Source organism: Sinorhizobium arboris LMG 14919, assembly GCF_000427465.1.
Lineage (GTDB): Bacteria > Pseudomonadota > Alphaproteobacteria > Rhizobiales > Rhizobiaceae > Sinorhizobium > Sinorhizobium arboris.
Window position 1 is genome coordinate 640,232 of sequence record NZ_ATYB01000009.1, and the last position, 22,612, is coordinate 662,843.

The window sequence follows — 22,612 nt, forward strand, 5'->3', positions numbered from 1 at the left end:
CGCCTACCCTGTTCAACCCGCCAACCGCGTCTGCAAGGCCTGGTTCGCGGGGGGAGCATGTTCGTGCGGATAGCGCGCAACAGGCTTTGCCGCACCCTGCAGATAGTCCAGGGCTGCCGCTACGCCATCGCCCTTGAGCTGAATCCCCGACATGCGCAGTCCCATCTGACATCCGCCGAGCGTCGCGACCAGCGTCAAGTCGTTGCAATCGCCCAGGTGACCGATGCGGAACATGAGGCCCTTGACCTTGCCCAGGCCCGCTCCCAACGACATGTTGAAATTCTCGTAGATGAGCTTGCGCACGAGATCGGCATCGACGCCCGACGGCATCATGACGCCGGTCAGGACGGGCGAGTGGCAAGCCTCCTCGACGCACTGAATCTCCAGACCCCAAGCGCGAACGGCGGCACGGCAGGCGGCGGCCAGGTTCTGATGGCGTTCAAAGACGTTGTCGAGGCCTTCATGCGTGATCATATCGAGGGCCTCCGAGAGGCCATACAGCAGATTGGTGCTTGGGGTGTAGGGCCAGTACCCCGTCTTGTTCATCTCGATAATCTCGTCCCAGGCCCAGAACGATTTTGGCAGCGTTGCCCGCTTGGCGACTTCGAGGGCCTTGGGCGACACGGCGTTGAAACTTATGCCGGGGGGAAGCATCAAGCCTTTCTGGGAGCCGCTGATGGTGACATCGACCCCCCATTCGTCGTGCCGGTAGTCGGCCGAGGCCAGGCCTGAGATCGTATCCACCATGAGCAAGGCAGGGTGGCCGGCGGCGTCGATCGCCCTGCGCACCGCGCGAATGTCGGACGTCACGCCGGTCGAAGTCTCGTTGTGGACGACGCAAACCGCCTTGATCTCATGCCGGACATCCTTTCTCAGACGGGCTTCGATCATGTCCGCCTGCACTCCGCGGCGCCAACCCTCCAGGCCGGACATGCCCAGGAACTCGGGCTGCAGACCCAGCCGTTCCGCCATGTTCTTCCACAGCGAGGCAAAATGGCCCGTTTCGTACATCAGGACGGCATCGCCCTTGTTCATGGTGTTGCTGAGCGCAGCCTCCCACGCGCCCGTCCCGGAGGCCGGATAGATCACCACGGGATGCTCGGTCTTGAACACGCCGCGAATGCCGGCCAGCACCTTGCGGCCGAGGGCGCCGAATTCGGGGCCGCGATGATCGATGGTCGGATAGCTGATTGCGCGCAGGATGCGGTCCGGCACCGGGCTGGGACCTGGAATCTGAAGATAATGGCGGCCGCTAGGGTGAAAATTCAGGTCTGGCACAACGCGCTCCCTCCTCGATTTTTGAGCTGTGTTATACATAATACAAAACACAATCCTTTAAAAGCAGAAAAAGTTCAGTAGGCTGGTTTGCTTCGCCGGCTCTTGTATATATAATACGATTCATGACCATGTTTTCGCCTTCCGACATCACCGTTCAACGCGACACACTTCAGCAGCGCGTCGCCATCCGTTTGCGCGAATTGCTTGTGCAAGGGGGATTCGAGCCGGGCTCGAAACTCAACGAGCGCGAGCTTTGCGAGCAACTGGGCGTGTCGCGCACGCCCCTAAGGGAGGCGATACGCCTGCTCGTCGCCGAAGGCCTGGTCGTGCTCGATCCCGGCCGTGGCGCGTTCACGCCCACATGGTCGAAGGACGATATTTCCGACACCTTTGAACTTCTGGCAGCGCTCGAGGGCCTTGCCGGAGAACTCGCCGCGCAACGCATCACGACAGAGGAACTGGCGGAATTGACCGCGCTGCAGCATGAGATGCAGGCGGCGTACGAACGCCGCGATTTGCCAACTTACTATCAGTTGAATGCCCGTGCCCACGATCTGCTGAGCGAAGCGGCGCGCAATCCCGTCCTCCGGGAAACCTGGAAACAGGTTAACGGTCGCATGCACGCGCTCCGGTTTCGCTCGAACCAGGACGAGAGCAAGTGGATCAAGGCGCTCGATGAGCATGCGCAGATATTGGCTGCACTGAAGGCCCACGACGGCGCCGCTGCCCGCCAGTTGCTGGAACAGCATCTGCGTCGCAAACGAGATGCGGTCCTGAGATTGAACCTCGCTGAGACGACGCGTTGACTTGTTGGAATGAGTCTCGGCCGTCATGTGCGACCGTGGCATTTCGCTGGCTCGACACAACGGTTTCATCGTCGATGACGTGAGGATTTGCGCGACGAGCGGGAACTGCGGCCCAAAGCCAAGTTGAACTGGGCCGTCGACGCGTTGCTGCTTGCTGGACCGGGCGATCGCGTGCTCATTTCCAGGACGGTACGGCAAGATCTGTACCGATTTGCGCAACGTCGGCTCGCCAAGGCGGCTGCGCGAGCGGCGGCATCCAGTGCGAAGGGAATGCCCCCTCCCCGGCTGAAGTGTCGCCTTGCAGCCGATATGAGAATCGCGTGTCGATGAATGGGACCCGGGGGGTCCCGATCGTCTGCTCAGGCGCAGATCGACTAGGCGGTCGTCGTGATCTCGCCGCAGAGCGGCTGCACCATGCGGGCACGGATTTCCTCCGGCCCCAGTCTTTCGGCGATCAGGACATGCAATTTGGCAAAGGCGGCCTCCAGCGTCATGTCACCGCCCGAGACGACGCCGATGCGGGCCAAGGCGGTGCCTGTGGCATAAGTGTCCTGCGCGACGGCGCCAAACACGCATTGTGTGGTGTTGATCACGGTCACGCCGCGCGCCACCGCCCCGCCAAGTGCCGCAAGCAGCCGCGCGTCGGCCTCCGGCACATTGCCAACGCCGTAGCTGCGAAGCACCACCCCGCGGAGATGGGACGAGGAGAGTGCCACCTCGACGACCGGCGACGAAAGGCCCGGATGGATGGTGAGCACCGCTACCGCCTCCGGCTCAAAATGCTCCGGCAGGAAGAAAGCCTTGGCCTCGGCCGCAAGGAGCAACTCACGATGCAGCGCGATTTTAATGCCGGCTTCGGCGATCGGCGGATAGTTGGGCGAATCGAAGGCATCGAAGCGATCGGTGGCGATCTTGCGACTGCGGTTTCCCCTAAGCAGCTTTCGCCCAAAACAGATGCTCACCTCGCGGATCGGATGTTGCGCCGCAAGGATCAGGGCCATCTCCAGATTTTCCAGCGCATCGCTGCGCGGCGCCGTGAGCGGAATCTGCGCGCCGGTCAGGATGACCGGCTTGTCGAGGCCGCGCAGCATGAAGGAGAGCGCGGAAGCCGTCCAGGCCATGGTGTCGGTGCCATGCAGCACGACGAAGCCGTCATAGGCCTCCCAGCGGCGGACGAGTTCGCCGGCAATGACCGGCCATTGCGCCGGTTGCAGATTGGCGCTGTCGATCAGCCTGTCGAGTTCGACGACATCGCAATCGGGCAGCGGCGCAGCGGAGGCCGTTTCGCCGAGCCTGCGCTTGAGCAGCGGGCCGAACCCCGCCATCGGCTTAAGACCGCCGGGAGTGGCCTCCATGCCGATGGTGCCGCCCGTGTGGAGAATGAGGATGCGGCGCTTCATCCGACCTCGGCTCCGGGTCCGAGCATCGCCTCGGGGCTGAGCAACCTCTCGAGCTCCTGCGGCGTCAGCAGCCCCTCGGCGGCGGCCAGTTCGCCCACGGTGGCGCCGGTCGCCAATGCCTCGGCGGCGATGCGCGTGGCGTTCTGGTAGCCGATGCGCGGCACCAGGGCGGTGACGATGCCGATGCTGCGTTCGACATGGCGCCGGCACTGCTCGCGATTGGCGCGAATGCCGCGGATGCAGCGTTCTTCGAGGATTTGGCAGGCGGTTGCCAGCATCTTGATTGAAGAGAACAGATTGTAGACGATCAGCGGCTCCATGGCGTTGAGTTGGAGCTGGCCGGCCTCGGCCGCGAGCGTGACGGCAAGGTCGTTGCCGATCACCTGATAGGCAACCTGGTTGACCGCTTCGGGAATGACGGGATTGACCTTGCCCGGCATGATCGAAGAGCCGGGCTGCATGGCCGGAAGCTCGATCTCGCCGAGGCCGGCGCGCGGTCCGCTCGAAAGCAGGCGCAGGTCGTTGGCGAGCTTCGAGAGCTTGATCGCCAGCCGCTTGAGCAGGCCGGAGAAGAGCACAAAGGCCCCCATGTCGGAGGTCGCCTCGATGAGATTGGCGGCCGGCAGCATCGGCTTGCCGGATATCTCGGCAAGATGGCGGACGACCAGAGGCGCATAATCGGGATGGGTGTTGAGGCCGGTGCCGATGGCCGTGCCGCCCAGATTGACCTCTGAGAGGAGACGCAGGATCTCGCCGATTCGTTCGATGTCTTCGCCGAGGTTGACGGCGAAGGCGTCGAATTCCTGACCAAGCGTCATCGGCACCGCGTCCTGAAGCTGAGTGCGACCCATCTTCAAGACGCCTGCGAATTCCTTGCCCTTGTCCGCAAGCGCTTCCTTGAGCGCGCCGACCGCCGCGACGAGCGGCTCGGCGGCGAATTGCAGGCCGAGGCACACCGCGGTCGGATAGGCGTCATTGGTCGATTGCGACTTGTTCACATCGTCGTTTGGATGCAGGTGCCGGTAAGCACCTTTGGCATGGCCGAGCTTTTCAAGCGCGAGATTGGCGATGACCTCGTTGGCATTCATATTGGTCGAGGTGCCGGCCCCGCCCTGGATGAGGTCTACGACGAACTGGTCGTGCAGCCGACCGGAAGCGATCTCCTTGCAGGCGGCGACGATCGCCTCGGCCTTGTGCGGGGCGAGCAGGCCAAGATCGCAATTGGCGCGGGCGGCAGCGGCCTTGACCATTGCGAGTGCCGCTACGAAATGCGGAAAATGGGAGATTGGCACGCCGGTGATCGGAAAATTCTCGACCGCCCGCAGGGTCTGAATGCCGAACCAGGCATCGGTCGGCACCTCCCTATCCCCAAGCAGGTCGTGTTCGATACGCATGGTCATGTCGTTGGCTCGCGAAAATTGAAAACGACGGGGCCGGGTTGCCGCGGCCCCGGGTGAGTGCTGAGAGCGGGGTGATCTAGACGCGCGCGCTCCCGCTCGCTGCCACCGCATCTTCGGGCTCGTAGCCCCAGGCCTCGGCTTTCCAGGCGTCGCGATCTATCCCAGGATAGCTGAATATTTCCGGATTGAAGACCGGTTCGGAAGTGCCCTCCGCCAGTTGCCTGTCGTAATCCTGCATCAGCTTCAGCGCAGGCTTGAAGAGCATGACGAGCGCCAGCAGGTTGACGAGCGCGAGCAGGCCCATGGTGACGTCGGCAAAGGCGAAAATGGTGCCGAGGTCGGAGGTGGCGCCCCAGCCGCACAGGCCAATCACCGCCATCCGGTAAAGAATGATGAGCGGCTTGTTGCGCCCGCCGAACCAGACGAGGCTGTTCTCGCCGAGATAGTAATTATAGATCATCGTGGTGAAGCCGAAGAGCATCATCGCAACGCTGACGAAGACGCGCCCCCACTCGCCGATATGGCTCGCGAGCGAAGCTTGGGCGAGGGCCACGCCGACCATTTCCTCTGCGCCCGGGCGGTAGACATCGCCGAGCAGAATGATGAAGGCGGTGCAGGAACATACGATCAGCGTATCGATAAACACCGAGAACGCCTGCACGACACCTTGCGATGCCGGATGCGGCACTTGCGCCACGGCCGCGACATTCGGAGCGCTGCCGAGACCGGCTTCGTTGGAGAAGAGTCCGCGCCGCACGCCCATAACGATAGCAGCGCCGATCCCGCCGCCGACCGCCGGCTCCAGGCCGAAGGCGCTCTTGACGATCATCAGGAGCGTGGCGGGCAGAGCATCGATGTTCAACGCAAGCACGACCAGCGCAATGGCGATGTAGCTCAGCGCCATGGCTGGCACCAGCACATCGGCGATGCGGGCGATGCGCCGGACACCGCCGGCGATGATGATGCCGACGAGGATGGCGATGCCGGCGCCAGTGGCGATCACCGGCAGGCCGAAGGCATCGTTGAGCGACGTGGCCACGGAATAGGACTGCACGCCGTTGAAACCGAAACCGAAGGTGACCAGCAAGAGCACCGAATAGACACCCGCCAGCCACTTCCATCGCTCGCCGAGGCCACGGGCGATGTAATAGGCCGGGCCGCCGCGATAGCTGCCATCCGGCTCAGCCCTCTTGTAGGCCTGCGCAAGGGTGCATTCGAAGAAGCTCGTCGCCATGCCGATGAGCCCGACGAGCCACATCCAGAATATCGCGCCCGGCCCGCCAAGCGTGATCGCCACCGCAACGCCGGCAATATTGCCGCCGCCGACACGGCCCGCAACCGAGAGCATCAGCGCCTGAAAGGAGGAGAGATGGCCATCCGACCCTCTGGCAAAGGCCTGCCCGGAACCAAGAATGCGGAACATCCGCCCGAAATGGCGAAACTGGACGAAACGCGAGGCAAGCGTAAACCACAGACCAATGCCGATCAGCACAACGATCAGCACCTTGCTCCACAGAAGGTCATTGAGAAAATCGAGCATAACATCCTCCCTTTGGCGCGCGCGGCAATCGTCGGCGCGATGATGGCCGACCGGCCGCGCCGGAAAGCCTGAGATCTCCCTGATGCGGGCTATGCCCGTTGCCACTCCCTTTGACAATTTGCCGGGTTGTTGCCAATTGGCGCATTCTGGTGCACGATTCGCGCCAGAACGCGCCGTTGCTTTTTGACGCTGAGAGAGACCTATGCACGAGAATTTCGCCGCCAACCTACGGCTTCTGTGCAGCTATCGCGGTTCGATCGCTGAGGTCTGCCGACAAGTGAAGATCAATCGACCGCAATTCAATCGCTATCTCGGCGGCCGCCACTTGCCTTCCGCCCATATTCTGCGCCGCCTATGCGATTTCTTTGGTGTCGAGGAACACGAGATACTGCTCCCGGCCGTGCGTTTCGCGGAGCTTGTGCAACTGCGTCCTCGCGCGCGCGTCGAAGTGCCGGCGGCAACTCCCGAGGCCGCTCACCTGAGCCGCCTGAAGGAGATTGGGAGCGCCGGCTTAGATAAATATCTCGGCTATTACTTTGAAAACTATTACTCGATGGCCTATCCGGGACGGATTTTGCGTACTCTCGTCCGTTTCGAACAAAGCGAAGGTGGTATCTTTTACCGGCGCAGCGAGCGCCTCGTAGAGCGTCCCGGTGAGAAAGCATATCGCGGCGTCTATCGCGGCATGGCGCACTTTCTGAGGGACAGGATTTTCCTTGTCGATTACGAGACGCTGACCGGACTGGAAATCAGCCAGACTATCCTGTTCCCTTCTTTCAAGAACCGCATCACCCGCCTGACCGGCCTCAAGCTCGGCGTCTCCGGCAGCGGCGAGCGCATGCCCTGTTGCGCGCGGGTGGTATATGACTATCTCGGCCTGGCAGTGAATCCGCGTCAGGCGCTATCTATGTGCGGCCTTTACGAGCCGGACGATCCGCGGCTTGACGCGGCGCTGCGCGCCGCTGTCACCAACGACATCGCCCCGGGTCAAGTGCTGTTCCGCGCCAACTTCATCTGAGAATGACTCGTGGTCTCGCTGCCCGTCGCTCCGGCCGGTCTCTCGGGGGCTGCCCGGAATCCCCGAAATATCGAGCGGCGGCCGTTCGGCCTCTGGGCAATACGAAAGAGCGACCCTACCAGCCGACCCATCAGCTCACGCCGCGAGCTTCACGGGCAGTTGTGCCAGCGCGCGAATCCCAAGGCGCTTGCGCCACCTGATGCTTGATACGTCGCCGTTCAGGCTCACGTCTGGAAAGCGGGTAAGGATGCGGTCGAACGCGATTGCCGCCTCTGCCCGCGCGAGTTGGAACCCGAGGCAGAAATGCACTCCAGTACCGAAGGAGAGATGCGGATTCGGGTGGCGCGTGATGTCGAAACGGTGCGGGTGCTCGAACTTGGCAGGATCGCAGTTGGCCGCCGCCAGGAACGCGGCGATCATGTCACCGCGGCGAAATTGCTGTCCCTGCCAACTCATGTCGCGCCTCGCGAAGCGCGGCTTGGTCATCTGCACCGGCGATACGTAGCGCAGGCACTCCTCGACACAGGTGGGCAACAGGCTTCGATCATTCTGCAGCCGAAGCAATTGATCCTCGTGCGACAGCAGCGCAAAAAGCCCGCCGGCAATCAGATGCGTGGTGGTTTCCTGCCCTGCTCCGAAGAGCAGGAAGATCATCGAGACAAGTTCGTCCTCGCTGAGCGTCTGCCCATCCGTTTCGGCATCCCGCAACGCGGCGACCAGGCCGTCAGGCAACGCTCCCCCTCCCCGGCGCGAGACGCGGCGGAGATAACGCACCACACGGACAACGCCGGGAACGGCGCGGATGACGGCGCCAATATTGGCAGTGTCCGTCAGACCGCCGAGCCATCTCTTGAAGCGATCGTGATCCTGCTCCGGCAGGCCGAGCACCGCGCAGATCACCGAAAGCGGCAGGTCCCGGCAGAACTCGGACATGAGATCGGCCTCCCTCTTGCCATCCAGGCGATCGAGGAGCCGATCGGCGATTTGCGTGATCGTCGGCTTCATGGCTTCAATCGAACGACGCTGGAATGCCTGGTCGACGAGCCCCCGCAGACGGCGGTGCTCGGGGTCGTCGAAGCCGATCATGTTCAATGCCAGAAGGCTGATTGTCCTCGGCAGAAACTTCAGAATTCGCGCCTGTGTCCTGCTCCCCGCATTTGCGGGGTCGCGCGCGAAGCTCTCGTGATCCTTCAACAGCGCCGCACAGGCGTCATGTGTGACCGCGAACGACGTGCGGCCGAGTATCGGCAATTTCATGCGAACGACGGCGCCCTCCGCTCGCATGCGGTCGAACGTGGGGAGGGGATTTGCGTGGAACTCCGGCGACAGGACATCGAAATCATGCGGCTCGATCATACTCGTCACTCCGAGAGCTTGCTGGAAGGGCCATCGCGACTCGGGCGAAGCCGCTCGGCAAGGCAGTAACCTATATGGGAATCAGCGCTGGAGATGTACATGAGGGGCGGCTTGAGTTCGAGCAATCCTGGGCGGCCGGTTCCTCCAGCAAAAGCGGCCGCTCCGAGCCTATGCGTTGGACTTCTTGAATTCCCACGCCGCATGTCGCGAGCGTCACCCAGCCGGAAACCGCCGCCGCAGGCAATTCCTTTCAGTCCGTTGCATTCCGGCGGTCGATTGTCGATAACGACAATTGCTATCGATTTTCGTTATCAAGGCAGCCCATGTCATGAAACGCCGCGACCTGTTGCCGGGATTGGTGAGGCTGCATGTGCTTCGACACGCCGGTGAACAGAAAATCTACGGCCAGCGGATGATCGAGGAACTGCAGCACGGCTGTCGGCTTTCGGCGGCACGCTCTATGCCCAGGCTGTGCAAGATGTAGCGGGACGGTTATCTCTTGTGAAGGATTGGCACTCGCGGTTCGAGAGTCACTGGAGAGACAATGACAAATGAGTAACCCGGCAACCGACGTGAAGGCAATGACAAACCGGCAGGGGAGCGCGGGCGAAGTCTTTGTCGCTTTTCTGAAGTTGGGGCTCACATCGTTCGGCGGGCCGATCGCCCATCTCGGCTACTTCCGCGACGAACTCGTCGTGCGCCGGCGCTGGATCGACGAGAAGGGCTATGCGGATCTCGTGGCCCTGTGTCAGTTCTTGCCGGGACCGGCGTCCAGCCAAGTCGGCTTCGCCCTGGGTCTCCTCCGTGGCGGTCCGCTCGGGGCGGCGGCTGCCTGGGCCGCCTTCACGCTCCCATCTGCGCTGCTGCTGGTGCTGTTCGCCCTAGGGGCAACCGCCTTCGGCGGTCCGATCGGCTCCGGCGTCATTCACGGACTGAAGGTCGTGGCGGTCGCAATCGTCGCACAGGCTGTCTGGGGCATGGCCAGGAATCTCTGCCCGGACAGGGAACGCGCCAGCATTGCCCTTGCCGCCGTGTTGATCGTGATAATCTTCGCAGGCTCGCTTGGGCAGATCACTGCAATCTTCGCCGGCGGCCTCGCCGGACTGTGGCTGTGCCGGGCCAAAGGAGAGGCAATTACGGGGCATGTAAGGTTTCCCGTGTCGCACAAAGCGGGCGCGGTCGCCCTGGTTCTGTTCTTCGCCCTGCTCGTCGGCTCACCTCTGCTAGTGGCGGCGACTTCATCGCAAGCTCTCGCCGTCTTCGATTCCTTCTTTCGGGCGGGATCGCTGGTGTTTGGCGGGGGGCACGTCGTGTTGCCGCTGTTGGAGGCGGAGGTCGTCCGCCCAGGTTGGGTGACGGCCGATCAGTTCCTGGCTGGATATGGAGCGGCACAGGCTGTGCCGGGGCCGCTCTTCACCTTCGCGGCCTACCTCGGCACGGCGCTCGGTCCGGAGCCGAACGGGCCGCTCGGGGCAACCATTGCCCTCATCGCCGTCTTCGTGCCGGGCTTCCTTTTGCTGATCGGCTTTATTCCCTTCTGGGATGCATTCCGGGCGCAGCCGACCGCCCAGGCTCTCATGCGCGGCGCCAACGCCGCGGTCGTCGGAATCCTTGGTGCAGCACTTTACCAACCGGTCTGGACGAGCGCGATCATCGGGCCACACGAGTTCGCGCTGGCGCTGACATGCTTCGTTCTTCTCATGGCCTGGAAGTCTCCGCCTTGGGTCGTGGTGATCGTCGCCGCAATCGGCGGAGTGCTGATCGGCTTCGGGTAAAGGCAATTCGACGTGATGGACTATCTGCTCCTCGCCGCCTCGGGATTCATCGCCTGGATCGTTTCGACGATTGGCGGCGGGGGTGGCGCCATGCTCCTGGTGCCGCTCATCGGGTTCATCGCCGGTGCACAAGCCGTCGCTCCGGTGGCCGCAGTCGCCACGCTTGTTGCGGGAGGCGGACGCGCTTTGGTGTTTTTCCAGGACATCGAGTGGCGCGTCGTAGCCTGGGGACTGCCCGGTGCAGCCCTCGGCGGCATCCTCGGTGCTGCGGTCTTCTCGAACACTTCGGCGGAATGGCTTCAGATAGTCATCGGCCTGTTCCTGATCTCCACAATATTCCAGTACGGATTCGGCCGGCGGGAAAGGACCTTTGCAGTTGCGACCTGGTGGTTCTTCCCGGCAGAGCTCGTCGTCGGATTCCTCTCCGGTCTGATCGGCGCCATGGGGCCGATCCTGAACTCTCTCTACCTCAATGCCGGCATAACCAAGGAAAAGATGGTCGGGACAAAGACTGCGATCTCCTTTCCCATGCATCTCGTGAAGATCGGCGCATACACCGCTTTCGGAACGTTGACGGGTGAACTGCTGTTGTTCGGCATTGCGGCCGGACTGGGAGCCCTCGTCTCCAACTGGGTGGCCAAACGCATGCTGAAGGGCATGAGCGAACTGAACTTCCGAGCGATCGTTGTCGGCTTCATGGCAATCAGCGGAGCACTCATGATCTGGGAGCAAAGAGAGGCGCTGCTCCAGACTTTTGGGGGAAGCGGCTGAAAGGATCCCGCGGCGGGCAATCCCCGAAGCCTAACTTCCCAGACGGCCGCGCCAGCATCGGCGGGCGTCCGGCTCAGCACGCCTGCGTTTTCGAACCAGTGATACCGGCAAAGAAACCGCAGCTAAAAACATTTCAGAGGAGAGAGGCGCCGGAGCCGGCGCCTCAAACATGGTCAAGCGTCCAGTCGATCAGCCGATCAGGGCGTTGTTGTCGCGCTTAATGGCGATTACCGTCGAGCGCGGCAATTTGCCATCGCCGTCCGGGAAGGGAGCGTCGGGGTGCTGGATGCCAACGAACATGGTGCGCTTGTCCGCGGACCAGGTCATGCCGGTGACTTCGGCACCCTTCGGGCTCGTGAGGAAGCGCTCTATGCGGCCGGTGGCAGGGTCGCCCGCGAGCATCTGATTGTTGCCCTGACCCAGGAATTCGCCTTCGTTGGTGTCTTCACCGTCCGTCTGGATCCAAAGGAGGCCGGTGGAGTCGAACATCATGCCGTCCGGCGAGTTGAACATGTTGCCGGAGTTGATGTTGGACGAACCGGCATAGGCGTCGCCCCTATGGACGTCCGGATTGCCGGCCATGACGAACAAGTCCCACTTGAACTTGCCATCGGCATGGTCATCGTTGTCCGGATACCAGCGGACAATCTGGCCATATTCGTTCTTTTCGCGCGGGTTGACGCCGCCGACAGGCATTTCGTCGCCCCCGGCATTCTTCTTGACGCCACGATTGGTGTTGTTGGTGAGTGCACAATAGGCTTCGATCGCGACGGGGTTGATTGCAACCCACTCCGGACGGTCCATGGTGGTAGCGCCGACCTTCGAGGCGGCCTGCCGGGTGAAGACGCATATTTCGTCCATCTTCATGCCGGTCGTTTCGGGAGTGAGGGCCAGCCATTCGCCATTGCCGTCGTCGGAGAACCTGGCGACATAGAGCGTGCCTTCATCGAGCAGCTTGGAGGTATTGCCGCCTGGGACATAGATGCCGTTCGAGACATATTTATAAAGGAATTCGCCACGTTCGTCGTCGCCCATGTAGACGACCACGCGACCGTCGCGTGCGATCACGACAGCGGCGTTTTCATGCTTGATGCGGCCGAGCGCCGTGCGCTTGACCGGGGTCGACGACGCATCCGACGGATCGATTTCCACGACGTAGCCGGCGCGACGCGGTTCGTTCGGGTTCTTCGAGACGTCAAAACGGGGATCGAAGGCCTCGTAGCCATAACGGGTCTCGGCTGCGATGCCATAGCGCTTGAAGTCGTCGGGCATCGCGAAGTTCGGGTCGGTGGAACCGAAGTAGCCGTTGAAGTTTTCCTCACAGGTGAGATAGGTGCCCCACGGCGTCCTGCCCGCGCCGCAGTTGTTGAAGGTCCCGAGACAGTCGGTGCCGCTCGGATCAGCTTCAGTCTTGAGAAGATCGGATCCGGCGGCTGGACCGGAGATCTTCATCGGCGTCAGATGAGTAATGCGGCGGTTGAAGGGGCTGTCGAGCACGATTTCCCAGCCGTTCTCACCTTCGGCGACCTCCATTACGGTGACGCCCTGCAGGTTTTGCAGGATCTTCACGTCGTCGGCGCTCTTGGGCATGCCCTTTTCATTATTCGGAAGATTGGTTTCATTGTTGACGTATTCGTGGTTGACGGCAATGACCTGATGGCCGCCGACCACGAACAGTTCCATGCCGTCGGTGTTTTCACCGAAGACTTTGTCGGCGTTCTCGACGCTGACGCCGTTGGCCGGGTCGAGATCCGGAACATTCGAAAACAACGGCTGGCCCCACTTCGCGAGCGGCTTCCAGGAATAGCCTTCCGGAACGTGAACCGTACCGTCGGTGGCGATCGGAATTGGCTTGAACGGGAAGCGGGAAGCGGCTTCCTGAGCCTGCGCCGAGGTGGAGTTCATCAGGCTGCCGAGCGTGCCCATGGCTGCAGCGGCGGAGCCGATGGCGAGTACACCGCCAAGAAAGCCGCGGCGTGAAATGGCCGCTTCGATCACCCGATCGAAGTCGGTTTCGGCCGGAGGCGGATTCTGCAGTTCGTCCCATTCGTCCCAGGACAGCTTGTTCTTGTCGATCTCGGTCACGGCTTTCTCCATCGTTGCTTATCCGAACAATTCCGACGATGGGGCGTATCGTTGTTAAATTACATTCATATGACGGGAGCGACAGCCTCGCTCTCAACGTCAGCAAAGCCTGGACTACGGCACTTGGTTCGAACCTGGACCCCGAAAGGTGATCCAAGCGCACAGAAAGGCCCGCAACCGGCAAGATAAATCGCGGTGTCGTTGAGCCAGACCGCAATCCGCTTGAATGCAGATGCCCTCCCCCGTGATAGCGCGTTAAGCCTCCATTAGCGTAGCAGCATGTACGTTCACGACGCAGCGCGCCGCGGGCATGATGCCTCCTGCTTCTCCGGCCTGACGGACCGAGGAATTCTTACAATAATCCCCCGCAGGTATCATCCCATGCACAGGAATACACTCTCGGAAAGCCGCCAGACACAGCTACTGGTGCTGCTCGTCGCTGCTGTGTTCATCTTGGTCGCCGCCGCACTCGCCGGACTGGTTGCGGGCTCGATCGCTACCCTCACGACGACGGCCGATGACATCGATGACCAAAGAGCCCTGCAAGCTACGTCGGGAGCGGTGCAGGCGCTTCGCAAGCAGATGGCGGCGACCCTGCGCGACAACGCGTACTGGGACGATGCATATGCCGAGGTGAGCGCCGATACGCGCGCCGACTGGATTATTGAAAACTGGGCGTCGACCTCCGCCGACTACCCTCTTTATGACACCGCCATCGTTGTCGATAGCCGGAATCTGCCGGTTGTCGCATACCGCAAAGGCGTTCCGATGGACGTCATGCCGAGCGAATCCGTTGACGACTTCCAAGCATTGCTCGACGCGGCGAGACGGGTGAAGATGTCCGACGAAGTTCCGGTGCATTTCGCACGCTCCTCCGCCGGAACCGAACTTATCGGCGCGGCCGCGATTCAACCGTTCGAAAGCGATGAGTCACTCGACCCGGGAGATTTCCATGTGCTCGTATTCGCAAAGCTGATTACCCCGGCCGTCGTGGCCGAGGTGTCCGGCAGTTTCGCAATTGCGGACCTGCGTCTTGAATTGAAGCCTTCGGCGGGACGATTGGCCGTTGCATTGAAAGATGTGTCGTCCAAGGATATCGCCTATTTCACCTGGCCTTCGATGGCCCCAGGCACAAAGAGCTACGAGAAGATCGACGGCGACCTGCGAACCGCAGGCGCGATTTTAGTCCTGTTTCTCTGCGCCATCGGTTTCGCGGGTGGCATAACGGTCCGCAATCTGCGCAAAAGCGAACACGCTTCGCGACATCGCGCCCTGCATGATCCTCTGACTGGGCTCTTGAACCGCGCAGGACTCCTTGAGAACGTCGCTGCTGTTTCCAGCTGGGTACGACTGAACGGGAAGCAGGTGAAGCTCCACTTCATCGATCTGGACGGGTTTAAGGCGGTCAATGATGCCTGGGGGCACGCGGTTGGAGACGCCCTCATTGTCGCCGTTGCCCACCGGCTGCGCGACGCCTTGCCGAATGACGCATTTGCTGCTCGCCTGGGCGGTGACGAATTCGCGGTTGTGACCATCGACGAACTTGGTGCTGAGCTTGTCCCGGGCTTCGGCGGGCGGCTTCAAGAAGCCCTGGCGAGCGTCTTCGAGATTGACGGACGGTCGATCGAGATCGGCTGCAGCATTGGCGTCGCGGTATCCGCGCTCGGCTCGGTGCAGACCGACGAACTCATGCGCCGAGCCGACATCGCACTTTACCGTGCGAAAGATCTCGGCCGCGGCATGACCATCGACTTCGACAACAGCTTTGACGATGACGCCCTCCAACAGGCGGAACTGGAGAGCCAGTTGCGCACCACGCTGCTGAAGGGCGGTATATCGGTGCTGTTCCAACCGCTAATCGATGCTCGCTCCGGCGCAGTGACCGGCGTTGAAGCGCTAGCGCGCTGGCATAGGGAGGATGGGATCGCAATCGGTCCCGATGTGTTCATCCAGATCGCCGAGCGCGCCGGCATGATTGATTTGCTCGGCATGCAGGTGTTGAGGACGTCGCTGAACGCCGCCGCGGCGTGGCCGGCGCTCAATCTCGGAGTCAACATTTCTCCGCTGCAGCTTAAGAACCCGCGCTTCGTCGAGCAGGTCACAGCCGCAATCAAAACTGCGGATTTCGACCCTCGCCGGCTGACGATCGAGGTGACGGAGGGCGTTCTAATTTCCAATCCAGAACAGGCGCGTCGCGCAATCGACGGGTTGAGGAAGATCGGCGTCAAGGTTGCGCTGGACGATTTCGGTGCTGGATATGCCAGCATCGGATCACTCCGGCGCTTTGGGTTCGACCGGATGAAAGTGGATCGCTCGCTGGTGGCTGCTTTGGAAGTCGATCACAACGCCGGCGCCGTCCTTCAGGCTACGGTCGCTCTCGCCAATGCGCTGCAAATCCCTGTCACGGCAGAGGGGATCGAGACGGAACAGCAGGCGACGGCGGTGCGGCTGTCGGGCTGCGACGAACTTCAGGGATATCTCTTCAGCAGACCGGTGAGTGCCGACGAAGTTACGGCACTCTATGGCGCAGCCGATGCGAGCTGCAGCGCGAGCCACAGCAGTCGCTGACCTCTGTGGCAAGGATAGCCAAGACTGCCGATGTCGCGGCAAGACATTGCGGACTGTCCGAGGCGCAGCCGCCTTGGCGGGACGGGCATTGAACTGGCATGGACGGCCATATAGACATTTTGCGACGAATGAATTCGCGACCTCTATCGTCCACCTGTCTCGGCCGTCATTTCCTCCTTCGGATCACATTCTCGTGCGGGCCACACCAGTGCCGGTATGGTGGATGAAATTGAACTGACCGTAGGTGTCCTTCAGGTTCAACTCGATCGGCCTGGATGCCTTCGCCGATGCACTGGCGATTTCTGCGATCTCGAACTCTATCCCCGCCGGTAGATCGATACGCACCCGATGCGGCTCTCCCGTAGCAGGGCTGATGATTGGGCGCGCGGTTGATTCCAAAACGCCCGGGATCACGACCCGTGCTGTCCTCGCCTCGATATCGGCTTCGAATTCGATAGGCTTGAAGATCGTTTCGTGTACCGTGTTCGACATGGCGCGGAACACCCACCAATGCGTGGTGGCCTCCTCGGTCTCTCCGCCATGCAGCACTGTGGTCAACGCTTGGCGCTGCTTCTCGTCGGCACGTTCGTCAACGATCGCTAGCATCGTCCCGTTACCCTCGAAGATTGCCCCGGGCCACTCATAAAGGACACCCCAATGAAGTCCGTCGAGATTGACGTCGCCGAAATGGCCGCGCTCGATCCGACCGAGTTCGAAGCCCCGGCACCCTCCATGAGTCGGACGCAGTTCGAATTGGCAGGGGCAATTGTAATCGCAGTTGCAATTGCTGAATGCGAGGGCGTCGATTCTCCAGTCAATCATGGTGTTCTCACGAACCGCGATTCTATAACTCGAGCGCCAATGGCGTAGCCGTCCTCTCGCTCAGTGGCACGCCCCTGGACGGTCGACTGGCCCGGCTTAGCGGCGACAGTCTATAACGTTTGGCGGCGTCGCAGAAGTCGACCGAAAGTACTAAGAATTGATGCAGCATGACAGTTGTGTCGGATGCAGAAGAGCTATTGAGCAGGACGACGCCCGTACGAGCGCAGTCTTGGCGTTTGCGAGTTCCCGTCGATCCCTGATGCCAAGCCGCGGAGCGCTTTGTCAGATGCCGTGGCGAACGGCATTGCTCCAAACGAGCTCGAGCTGAAGCAGCGTCTGGAAGGCCGTCTCAAGATCCCTCCGTTCCTGCGCAGCCCGGCTTAGCCCACGTTCGTAGGATTTTCCCGCCTCCCGCAGGTCTGCACACAGCTTCTTGCCCTTTTCCGATAGCCGAATGCGGGCAGACCGTTTGTCCCGCTGCGACGCGATCCGCTCGATATAGTCCCCCCCGGCAAGCTGCTTCAGGTGGTAGGAAACATTGGAACCCATGTAATGGCCGCGGTCCAAGAGCTCGCCCACCGAGAGTTCCGTCCCTCCGATAGCCAAAAGAACCATTGCCTGCGCTGGCCCGATGTCGTCCACGCCGAGCATCGTCAATTCCGCACGCAGCACCCCATAAAACCGCCGGCTTGCACGCTCCATGACACGGGCAAGCTCGAGATAGCTGACCAGGGGGTCTTCGCCGCCGCGATGTGGCTCAGGAGGGCTGGGGGCACTTGTCAGCGCGTCGCTCCCACGCTGTGCTGCCACGGTGGCTCCCAGATTTACCGACGGCAATCCCTGATTCATCCCTCACTCCATTAGAGAATTGCGCAGTCCGACGCCCCTAGCAGCAGTGGAGGAACGCGAGCAGAGATCCGCGCACGCCAGCAAAACGCTGCGGCTTCGAACCCTGACTTCGCGCCATAGCAATGCTGTCACCGTTGCCACACGTGTTTATGCGTTTTTTAGCAGGAAGACATAAGCACGTTGGGGAAACGAGCGTAACCGTAGAAACTTGGGGCTTTCTGCAGGGGCATCGGAGCCGTTGCGATGTCGCGCGGGGGGCTTACGACTGCGTCCAATTGCTCGGCTGTTCGTTTCGCTGATGGATAGCGGTCAGCAAGCGGCCCGGTTGGCAGGGGCCGTTCGGGTCGGATACCTCGTCACCAAGCATCACGCCAGCGTCGTTTTGTTCACGCTGCTTGCCCCTTTTCCCTTACGGGTCCATTCTCATTCCCCCTATTGGAATGTTTCGGAAGCCGGTCCGAGGCTCTCGATGGGTCTACGGGGTCGATCGATGAACTGTGAGGGCTGCGGACTTGAGATCCAGAGCGGCTTTGCCTTCTGCCCGAAATGCGGGATGAGGCAACCAGAACCCTGCCCTGGCTGCGGTTATCCGTGCCCGTCCGACTTTGCTTTCTGCCCAAAATGCGGCGCTCCCACGAACAATGCGGGCGCAGCGGGGGACCCTACCAGCCGCGCCGGCTCGGCGCCGAGCGGGAAGGTTGGGCAACCGGCCCTGGCCGCCGTCGACGCCGACCGCCGTACGGTCACCGTTCTGTTCGCGGATCTCAGCGGTTTCACCGCACTGTCCGAGCAAATCGACCCGGAACTCATGCAGGCCCTGCAAAACGAGCTGTTCGAGGAGCTTACCGAGGCAGTGCAGACGTTCGGCGGCTTCGTTGACAAGTTCATCGGCGATGCCCTGTTAGCACTGTTCGGCGCGCCGGTCGCGCATGAGGAGGACCCGGAACGAGCGCTTCGCGCCGCCCTCGACATGGTCGAGCGAGCTTCGCGCATGCGCGAGCGCTGGCAGGCGCGGGCCGGCTCGCCGCCAGTCCTCCATATCGGCGTCAACACCGGACCGGTGGTCACCGGCGGCTTCGGCGCGGGAAGCGCCAAATCTTATTCGGTGACCGGCGACACCGTGAATACAGCGCAGCGGCTGCAATCGATGGCGTCACCCGGCGAGGTACTGGTCGGGCCACTGACCCAGCGCCTCGCCCGGCATGCCTTCTTCTTCGAAAACGCTCGGCGAGACCACGCTGCGCGGCAAGTCAGGAAGCATACGGGTTTATCGCCTGCGGGGTTTGCGCGAAGCCCCGCGTCCGGCGCGTGGCTTGGAGGCACTGGGCCTCAGCGCTCCGCTGATCGGCCGAGATGCCGAGCTTGAGCGGATGTTGGCGAGCCTCGATCTGGCGTGCCGGGGTTCGGCCCAACTAGTGCGGCTGGTCGGAGAGGCCGGCATCGGCAAGTCGCGGCTGGTGAACGAGTTCATCGCCCGCATTCACGACGAAGAACGCTTTGCCGCTGTCGCGATCAGGAAGGCGGCCTGCTCCCCGCTCGGAGAGCAGTCCTATGGTACGCTTGCTGCCGTCGTTCGAAGCGCCGCCGGTATGCCGCAAGGCGGCCCCGTAGCTGAAACCAGGGCAAAGCTTTCCGACCTGCTGGGCGAGCTCGGCCTGGACGACGATGAGGCCGCCCGCCTGACGCCGCTTCTGTTCCATGTCCTGGGTCTCGGCGATCCCGACGGCGCCCTGCGCCATGTCGAACCCGAACAACTGCGCAGGCAGATCTTCTTTGCCATCCGCACCATCTTCGAAAGGCGGCTGGCTCTCGGGCCGCTGCTGATTGTGGTGGAGGATTTGCATTGGGCCGACGCTGTATCGCTCGAGGCGCTGCGGTTTCTGATGGACCGGCTGGAACGGCCGCGGCTGATCCTGGTGTTCACCCATCGCCCGACATTCGACGCGGAACAACTCGATTCGAGGCGGATCAGCCACACGACGCTACGTCTCGCTCCGCTTGACGACAATGATGGGCGCAGGCTGCTCGCCGCCCTTTTCGGAGAAGGCTGTGACCAGACGTTGAACAAACTCGGCAACCGGATTCTCGACCGTGCCGGCGGAAACCCGCTATTCGTCGAAGAGATCGTGCGCGGCTTCATTGAGAGCGGGGTTCTGGTGCGCGACGGGCTTCATTGGCAGGCTGCCGCGAGCGAAACGGCAGTTGAGATTCCGGCGAGTATTCAAGCTATGCTGCTCGCCCGCATGGACAGGCTGCCGTCCGAAGCGCGAAGGCTGGCCCAGGAGGCGGCGGTCCTCGGTCCGCGCTTCGACGCAAGGCTGCTGACCGCAGTTTCAGCCCACCCAAGGAAAATCGAGGCGGGGCTCGATCTGCTCTGCGATGCGGAGATCATCGAGGAGGTGGCCGACATCGGTTCAACCGCGTCGCAATCCTATCGTTTCACTCAGGCCCTGCTCCAAGACGTGATCTACCAAAATCTCCTCCTGCAGCGGCGTACCGAAATGCATGGGCAGGTCGGGACCGCGTTGGAACAATTATGCGGGCAAGAGCCAGAACGCCTTGAAGATGTGCTGCTCCTCGGCCATCATTTCAGCCTGAGCGCGAACAAGGCAAAAGGTGCGCGCTATTTGTGTTCGGCCGGAGACCGGGCCCGTACGATCTACGCAAATGACGACGCTATCCGACATTACCAGCAGGCGCTGACGGCGCTCGCCGATGATCCGGAATCCGAGGAGCTCAGGCTCTCTCTGCGCGAGCGCATCGCCGACCTTTGCGGTTCGGCGGGCCGGCGCGGGGCAGCCCATGAACACTACCGGACGGTGCTCGAGGCTCGCCGGGCCAGAGGCGACCGCGCTGGGGCGGCGCGGATATTGCGGAAGCTCGGCCGGCTGCTTTGGCAAGCCGGTAAAAGAAGCCAGGCTGAGGCACACTATGCCGAAGCGGCTCTGTCGCTCGAAGGAACGGACGCGCGAATCGAACAAGCGCTTCTGCTCCAGGAGCGTGGTCGCCTGGCATTTCGCATCGGCGAGCACTCCGCCGCCGTCAAATGGGCGGATGAAGCGCTCGAACGGGCCGAGTCGCTGCCGATGGATGCCGACGAGGGGACTAGGTTGGAGGCGGCGCACGCAACGGCTGAGGCGCTCAACACAAAGGGAGTCGCGCTGGCGCGGCTCGCACGAAGCCGCGAGGCGGTGCTCGAGGTGGAACGGAGCGTCGACGTCGCCGAGGCCGCCGGCCTGCTTAGCGCCGCCTGCCGCGGCTATACGAATCTTGGCGTGCTCTACACTGTGATCGATCCGGCGCGGGCAATCGAGGTGTGTCGTCGGGGGCTGGAAGTGGCTCGCCGCATCGGCGATCTCGGCTTCCAAGCACGTCTTCTCGCCAACCTCGCTGTCGCCAGTTGCACCTTCACCGACCGCTGTGGCGACGAAGGCGTTCGCGCCGCTGAGAAGGCAATCGAGCTAGACCGCGCACTCGACCAACGCGAGCATCTGCCTGTCCCGCTCATTGTTCTTGGACAGATCCATCAGTGCCATGTGGAGCCGGAGCTCGCGGCACGCTGTTACAACGAGGCACTGGAGATGGCGCGGGAAACAGGCGAGCCGCAAATGCTTTTTCCGTGTTACGAGGGCCTTGCCACACTGAGTCTCGAGGTCGGCGACATGGCCGAGGCCGAGCGGTATTTTTCCCTGGCGCAGGATGTATGCAACCAGCACGGGCTCGACCCCGAAGGATTGGTCATCTTGCCGTTTCTCGATTAGCCGGGTGGAGGAACTCTGTCCGGGCGTCACCCCGATGGCCGCAGCCGGGCGACCGTGTGCCAAATATTGTTGCCCGATGCGATTACCAGTGACGGGAAGAAGGCTGTCTTGATCGGCCGGTCTGCATTGGCCATTCTTCAGGCGTCACATCGCTGCATCGGCGCGAATCGATAGGATTTTGAGCGGAAAGCGGCCGAAGCGCATGCGGCCGCACAGGTACTCTATCCCGTTGGTATTCGCGCCAAGCGGAACGAGGCTGCTCCACGGTGGCATTGATGAAGCTGGCGAGGAGCGGTGCGGTTCCATCGGCTTGCTGTTTTGGTGCGAGACGGTACTGGAAGCCCATGAACGAGGGGTGGTCAGGCGGCCAACGCGCGCGCTGCGGTCAGGATCTCATTGGCAGAAGGAAACTTGCCCAGCCCGGCTAGTCCATCGCGCGCGCACTCAATGTTAGCCCAGCGGACGAAGCCGTCCCTGTCGATCAAAAATTGGCCCTTCAGTTGCGGCCACTGGCGCTCCATATCGGCCTGGTCCGTTTCGTTCTCCCTGTAGTTGTCCAGCTTTCCAATGGCCTCGGCCGCCCGCGTGATCGGCAGCGGTTGTGATAACAATCCGTCCGGGTTGATCAGGGTCGTTTCCAGCGCCCTCAGAAACTCCGGTGTCGGTATGGGTCTTGGGACGCCGTATGCCTGATGCGTCGAGAGTTCGGGATCAGCCGCCAGACGAAGGCGTGTGGGCCGGTATCGGAAATAAAGCTGGGCGTTGTCCGGCCGGGTTGCCACAACTCCGAGCGTTTCAACGCCTGCAGACTTAAGCGCAGGCTCGGATGCTGCGATCTGGGCGATTGCTCGGCGGCAGAAAGGGCACCAGAGACCGATGAACAATGCAAGAAAGAACGGGGTCCTTCCCCGATAGTCGGCCAAGGAAACCGTTCCGCTGCCGTCCACTGCGGGTAGAGCAAAATCCGGAGCGGGCTCGCCTGGCGAAACAGGTTGGGAAATCTGGGTGATGTTCATGGGAACGACTCCTCCTAACGGCACCACCATGAATTCAGCGCAGATCGGCGAAAGATGCTGGAAGAGTTTACATGTCTAGGCGTCACTAAGACAATGATCTCAAGGTTGCTATAGAGCGACAATCTGGATGAGATCACCTTTGCCGCATGTAACTATTCGCCCTTTTG

General features: G+C 61.9%; 14 protein-coding genes and 2 pseudogenes. 7 read left to right on the top strand and 9 right to left on the bottom strand.

From position 1 onward, the window contains the following. Positions 1-12: 12 nt before the first annotated feature. A complete protein-coding gene (locus SINAR_RS01000000133385; RefSeq protein WP_209439303.1) occupies positions 13-1,317 on the bottom strand; it encodes a pyridoxal-phosphate-dependent aminotransferase family protein in 1,305 nt (434 codons plus the stop codon). A gap of 89 nt (positions 1,318-1,406) precedes the next feature. Here SINAR_RS01000000133385 and SINAR_RS0110915 point away from each other — a divergent pair, with 89 nt between their 5' ends. Next, positions 1,407-2,084, top strand: a complete 678-nt coding sequence (locus tag SINAR_RS0110915) for a GntR family transcriptional regulator (protein WP_033057257.1) — start codon at positions 1,407-1,409, stop codon at positions 2,082-2,084. A gap of 374 nt (positions 2,085-2,458) precedes the next feature. On the opposite strand, the gene SINAR_RS0110920 is transcribed toward SINAR_RS0110915, so the two are convergent. The 3 genes from SINAR_RS0110920 to SINAR_RS0110930 all read right to left on the bottom strand — a co-directional run bounded on the left by SINAR_RS0110920 (position 2,459) and on the right by SINAR_RS0110930 (position 6,424). Beyond that, complete coding sequence (locus SINAR_RS0110920) at positions 2,459-3,484, bottom strand: type I asparaginase (RefSeq protein WP_027999136.1); 1,026 nt, start codon at positions 3,482-3,484, stop codon at positions 2,459-2,461. Then, positions 3,481-4,884 (bottom strand): aspartate ammonia-lyase, encoded by a 1,404-nt coding sequence (locus SINAR_RS0110925; protein WP_027999137.1) that lies wholly within the window; start codon positions 4,882-4,884, stop codon positions 3,481-3,483. Before SINAR_RS0110925 ends, SINAR_RS0110920 begins: the two co-directional genes overlap by 4 nt. Before the next feature lie 76 nt (positions 4,885-4,960). Beyond that, positions 4,961-6,424 (bottom strand): alanine/glycine:cation symporter family protein, encoded by a 1,464-nt coding sequence (locus tag SINAR_RS0110930; protein ID WP_027999138.1) that lies wholly within the window; start codon positions 6,422-6,424, stop codon positions 4,961-4,963. 202 nt (positions 6,425-6,626) lie between these two features. Here SINAR_RS0110930 and SINAR_RS1000000137775 point away from each other — a divergent pair. Both SINAR_RS1000000137775 and SINAR_RS0110935 read left to right on the top strand, forming a co-directional pair. Further along, positions 6,627-6,797 (top strand): annotated as a pseudogene (locus tag SINAR_RS1000000137775) (helix-turn-helix domain-containing protein); the annotation flags it as partial. 27 nt (positions 6,798-6,824) lie between these two features. Next, positions 6,825-7,442: an XRE family transcriptional regulator gene (locus tag SINAR_RS0110935; RefSeq protein WP_234710602.1), complete on the top strand. Its 618-nt coding sequence runs from the start codon at positions 6,825-6,827 to the stop codon at positions 7,440-7,442. A gap of 135 nt (positions 7,443-7,577) precedes the next feature. Here the strand turns inward: SINAR_RS0110935 and SINAR_RS0110940 are convergent, their stop codons facing one another. Continuing rightward, positions 7,578-8,798, bottom strand: coding sequence for a cytochrome P450 (locus tag SINAR_RS0110940; protein WP_027999140.1), 1,221 nt, complete (start codon positions 8,796-8,798; stop codon positions 7,578-7,580). A gap of 551 nt (positions 8,799-9,349) precedes the next feature. On the opposite strand from SINAR_RS0110940, the gene chrA reads away from it, so the two are divergent. Together chrA and SINAR_RS0110955 are read left to right on the top strand one after the other, a co-directional pair. Next, on the top strand, positions 9,350-10,573 hold the full coding sequence (gene chrA / locus SINAR_RS0110950) for a chromate efflux transporter (protein ID WP_033057258.1): 1,224 nt from the start codon (positions 9,350-9,352) through the stop codon (positions 10,571-10,573). Between the two features lie 12 nt (positions 10,574-10,585). Beyond that, positions 10,586-11,344, top strand: coding sequence for a TSUP family transporter (locus tag SINAR_RS0110955; protein WP_027999142.1), 759 nt, complete (start codon positions 10,586-10,588; stop codon positions 11,342-11,344). Between the two features lie 189 nt (positions 11,345-11,533). Here SINAR_RS0110955 and SINAR_RS0110960 read toward each other — a convergent pair whose 3' ends face one another. After that, complete coding sequence (locus SINAR_RS0110960; protein ID WP_027999143.1) at positions 11,534-13,429, bottom strand: PhoX family protein; 1,896 nt, start codon at positions 13,427-13,429, stop codon at positions 11,534-11,536. Positions 13,430-13,810: 381 nt separating this feature from the next. Here SINAR_RS0110960 and SINAR_RS01000000133395 point away from each other — a divergent pair, with 381 nt between their 5' ends. Next, positions 13,811-15,997, top strand: a complete 2,187-nt coding sequence (locus SINAR_RS01000000133395; protein ID WP_033057262.1) for a putative bifunctional diguanylate cyclase/phosphodiesterase — start codon at positions 13,811-13,813, stop codon at positions 15,995-15,997. 183 nt (positions 15,998-16,180) lie between these two features. Here SINAR_RS01000000133395 and SINAR_RS0110970 read toward each other — a convergent pair whose 3' ends face one another. Together SINAR_RS0110970 and SINAR_RS01000000133400 are read right to left on the bottom strand one after the other, a co-directional pair. Further along, entirely contained in the window at positions 16,181-16,819 is a 639-nt protein-coding gene (locus SINAR_RS0110970; RefSeq protein ID WP_027999144.1) for a DUF1326 domain-containing protein, read from the bottom strand. A gap of 282 nt (positions 16,820-17,101) precedes the next feature. Further along, positions 17,102-17,629: a MarR family transcriptional regulator gene (locus tag SINAR_RS01000000133400; RefSeq protein WP_050577486.1), complete on the bottom strand. Its 528-nt coding sequence runs from the start codon at positions 17,627-17,629 to the stop codon at positions 17,102-17,104. A 529-nt stretch (positions 17,630-18,158) separates the two neighbouring features. Here SINAR_RS01000000133400 and SINAR_RS01000000133405 point away from each other — a divergent pair. Then, a pseudogene (locus tag SINAR_RS01000000133405) lies at positions 18,159-21,429 on the top strand (adenylate/guanylate cyclase domain-containing protein). Positions 21,430-21,788: 359 nt separating this feature from the next. Here the strand turns inward: SINAR_RS01000000133405 and SINAR_RS0110985 are convergent. Beyond that, a complete protein-coding gene (locus SINAR_RS0110985; RefSeq protein ID WP_027999145.1) occupies positions 21,789-22,445 on the bottom strand; it encodes a redoxin domain-containing protein in 657 nt (218 codons plus the stop codon). Between the last annotated feature and the right edge of the window lie 167 nt (positions 22,446-22,612).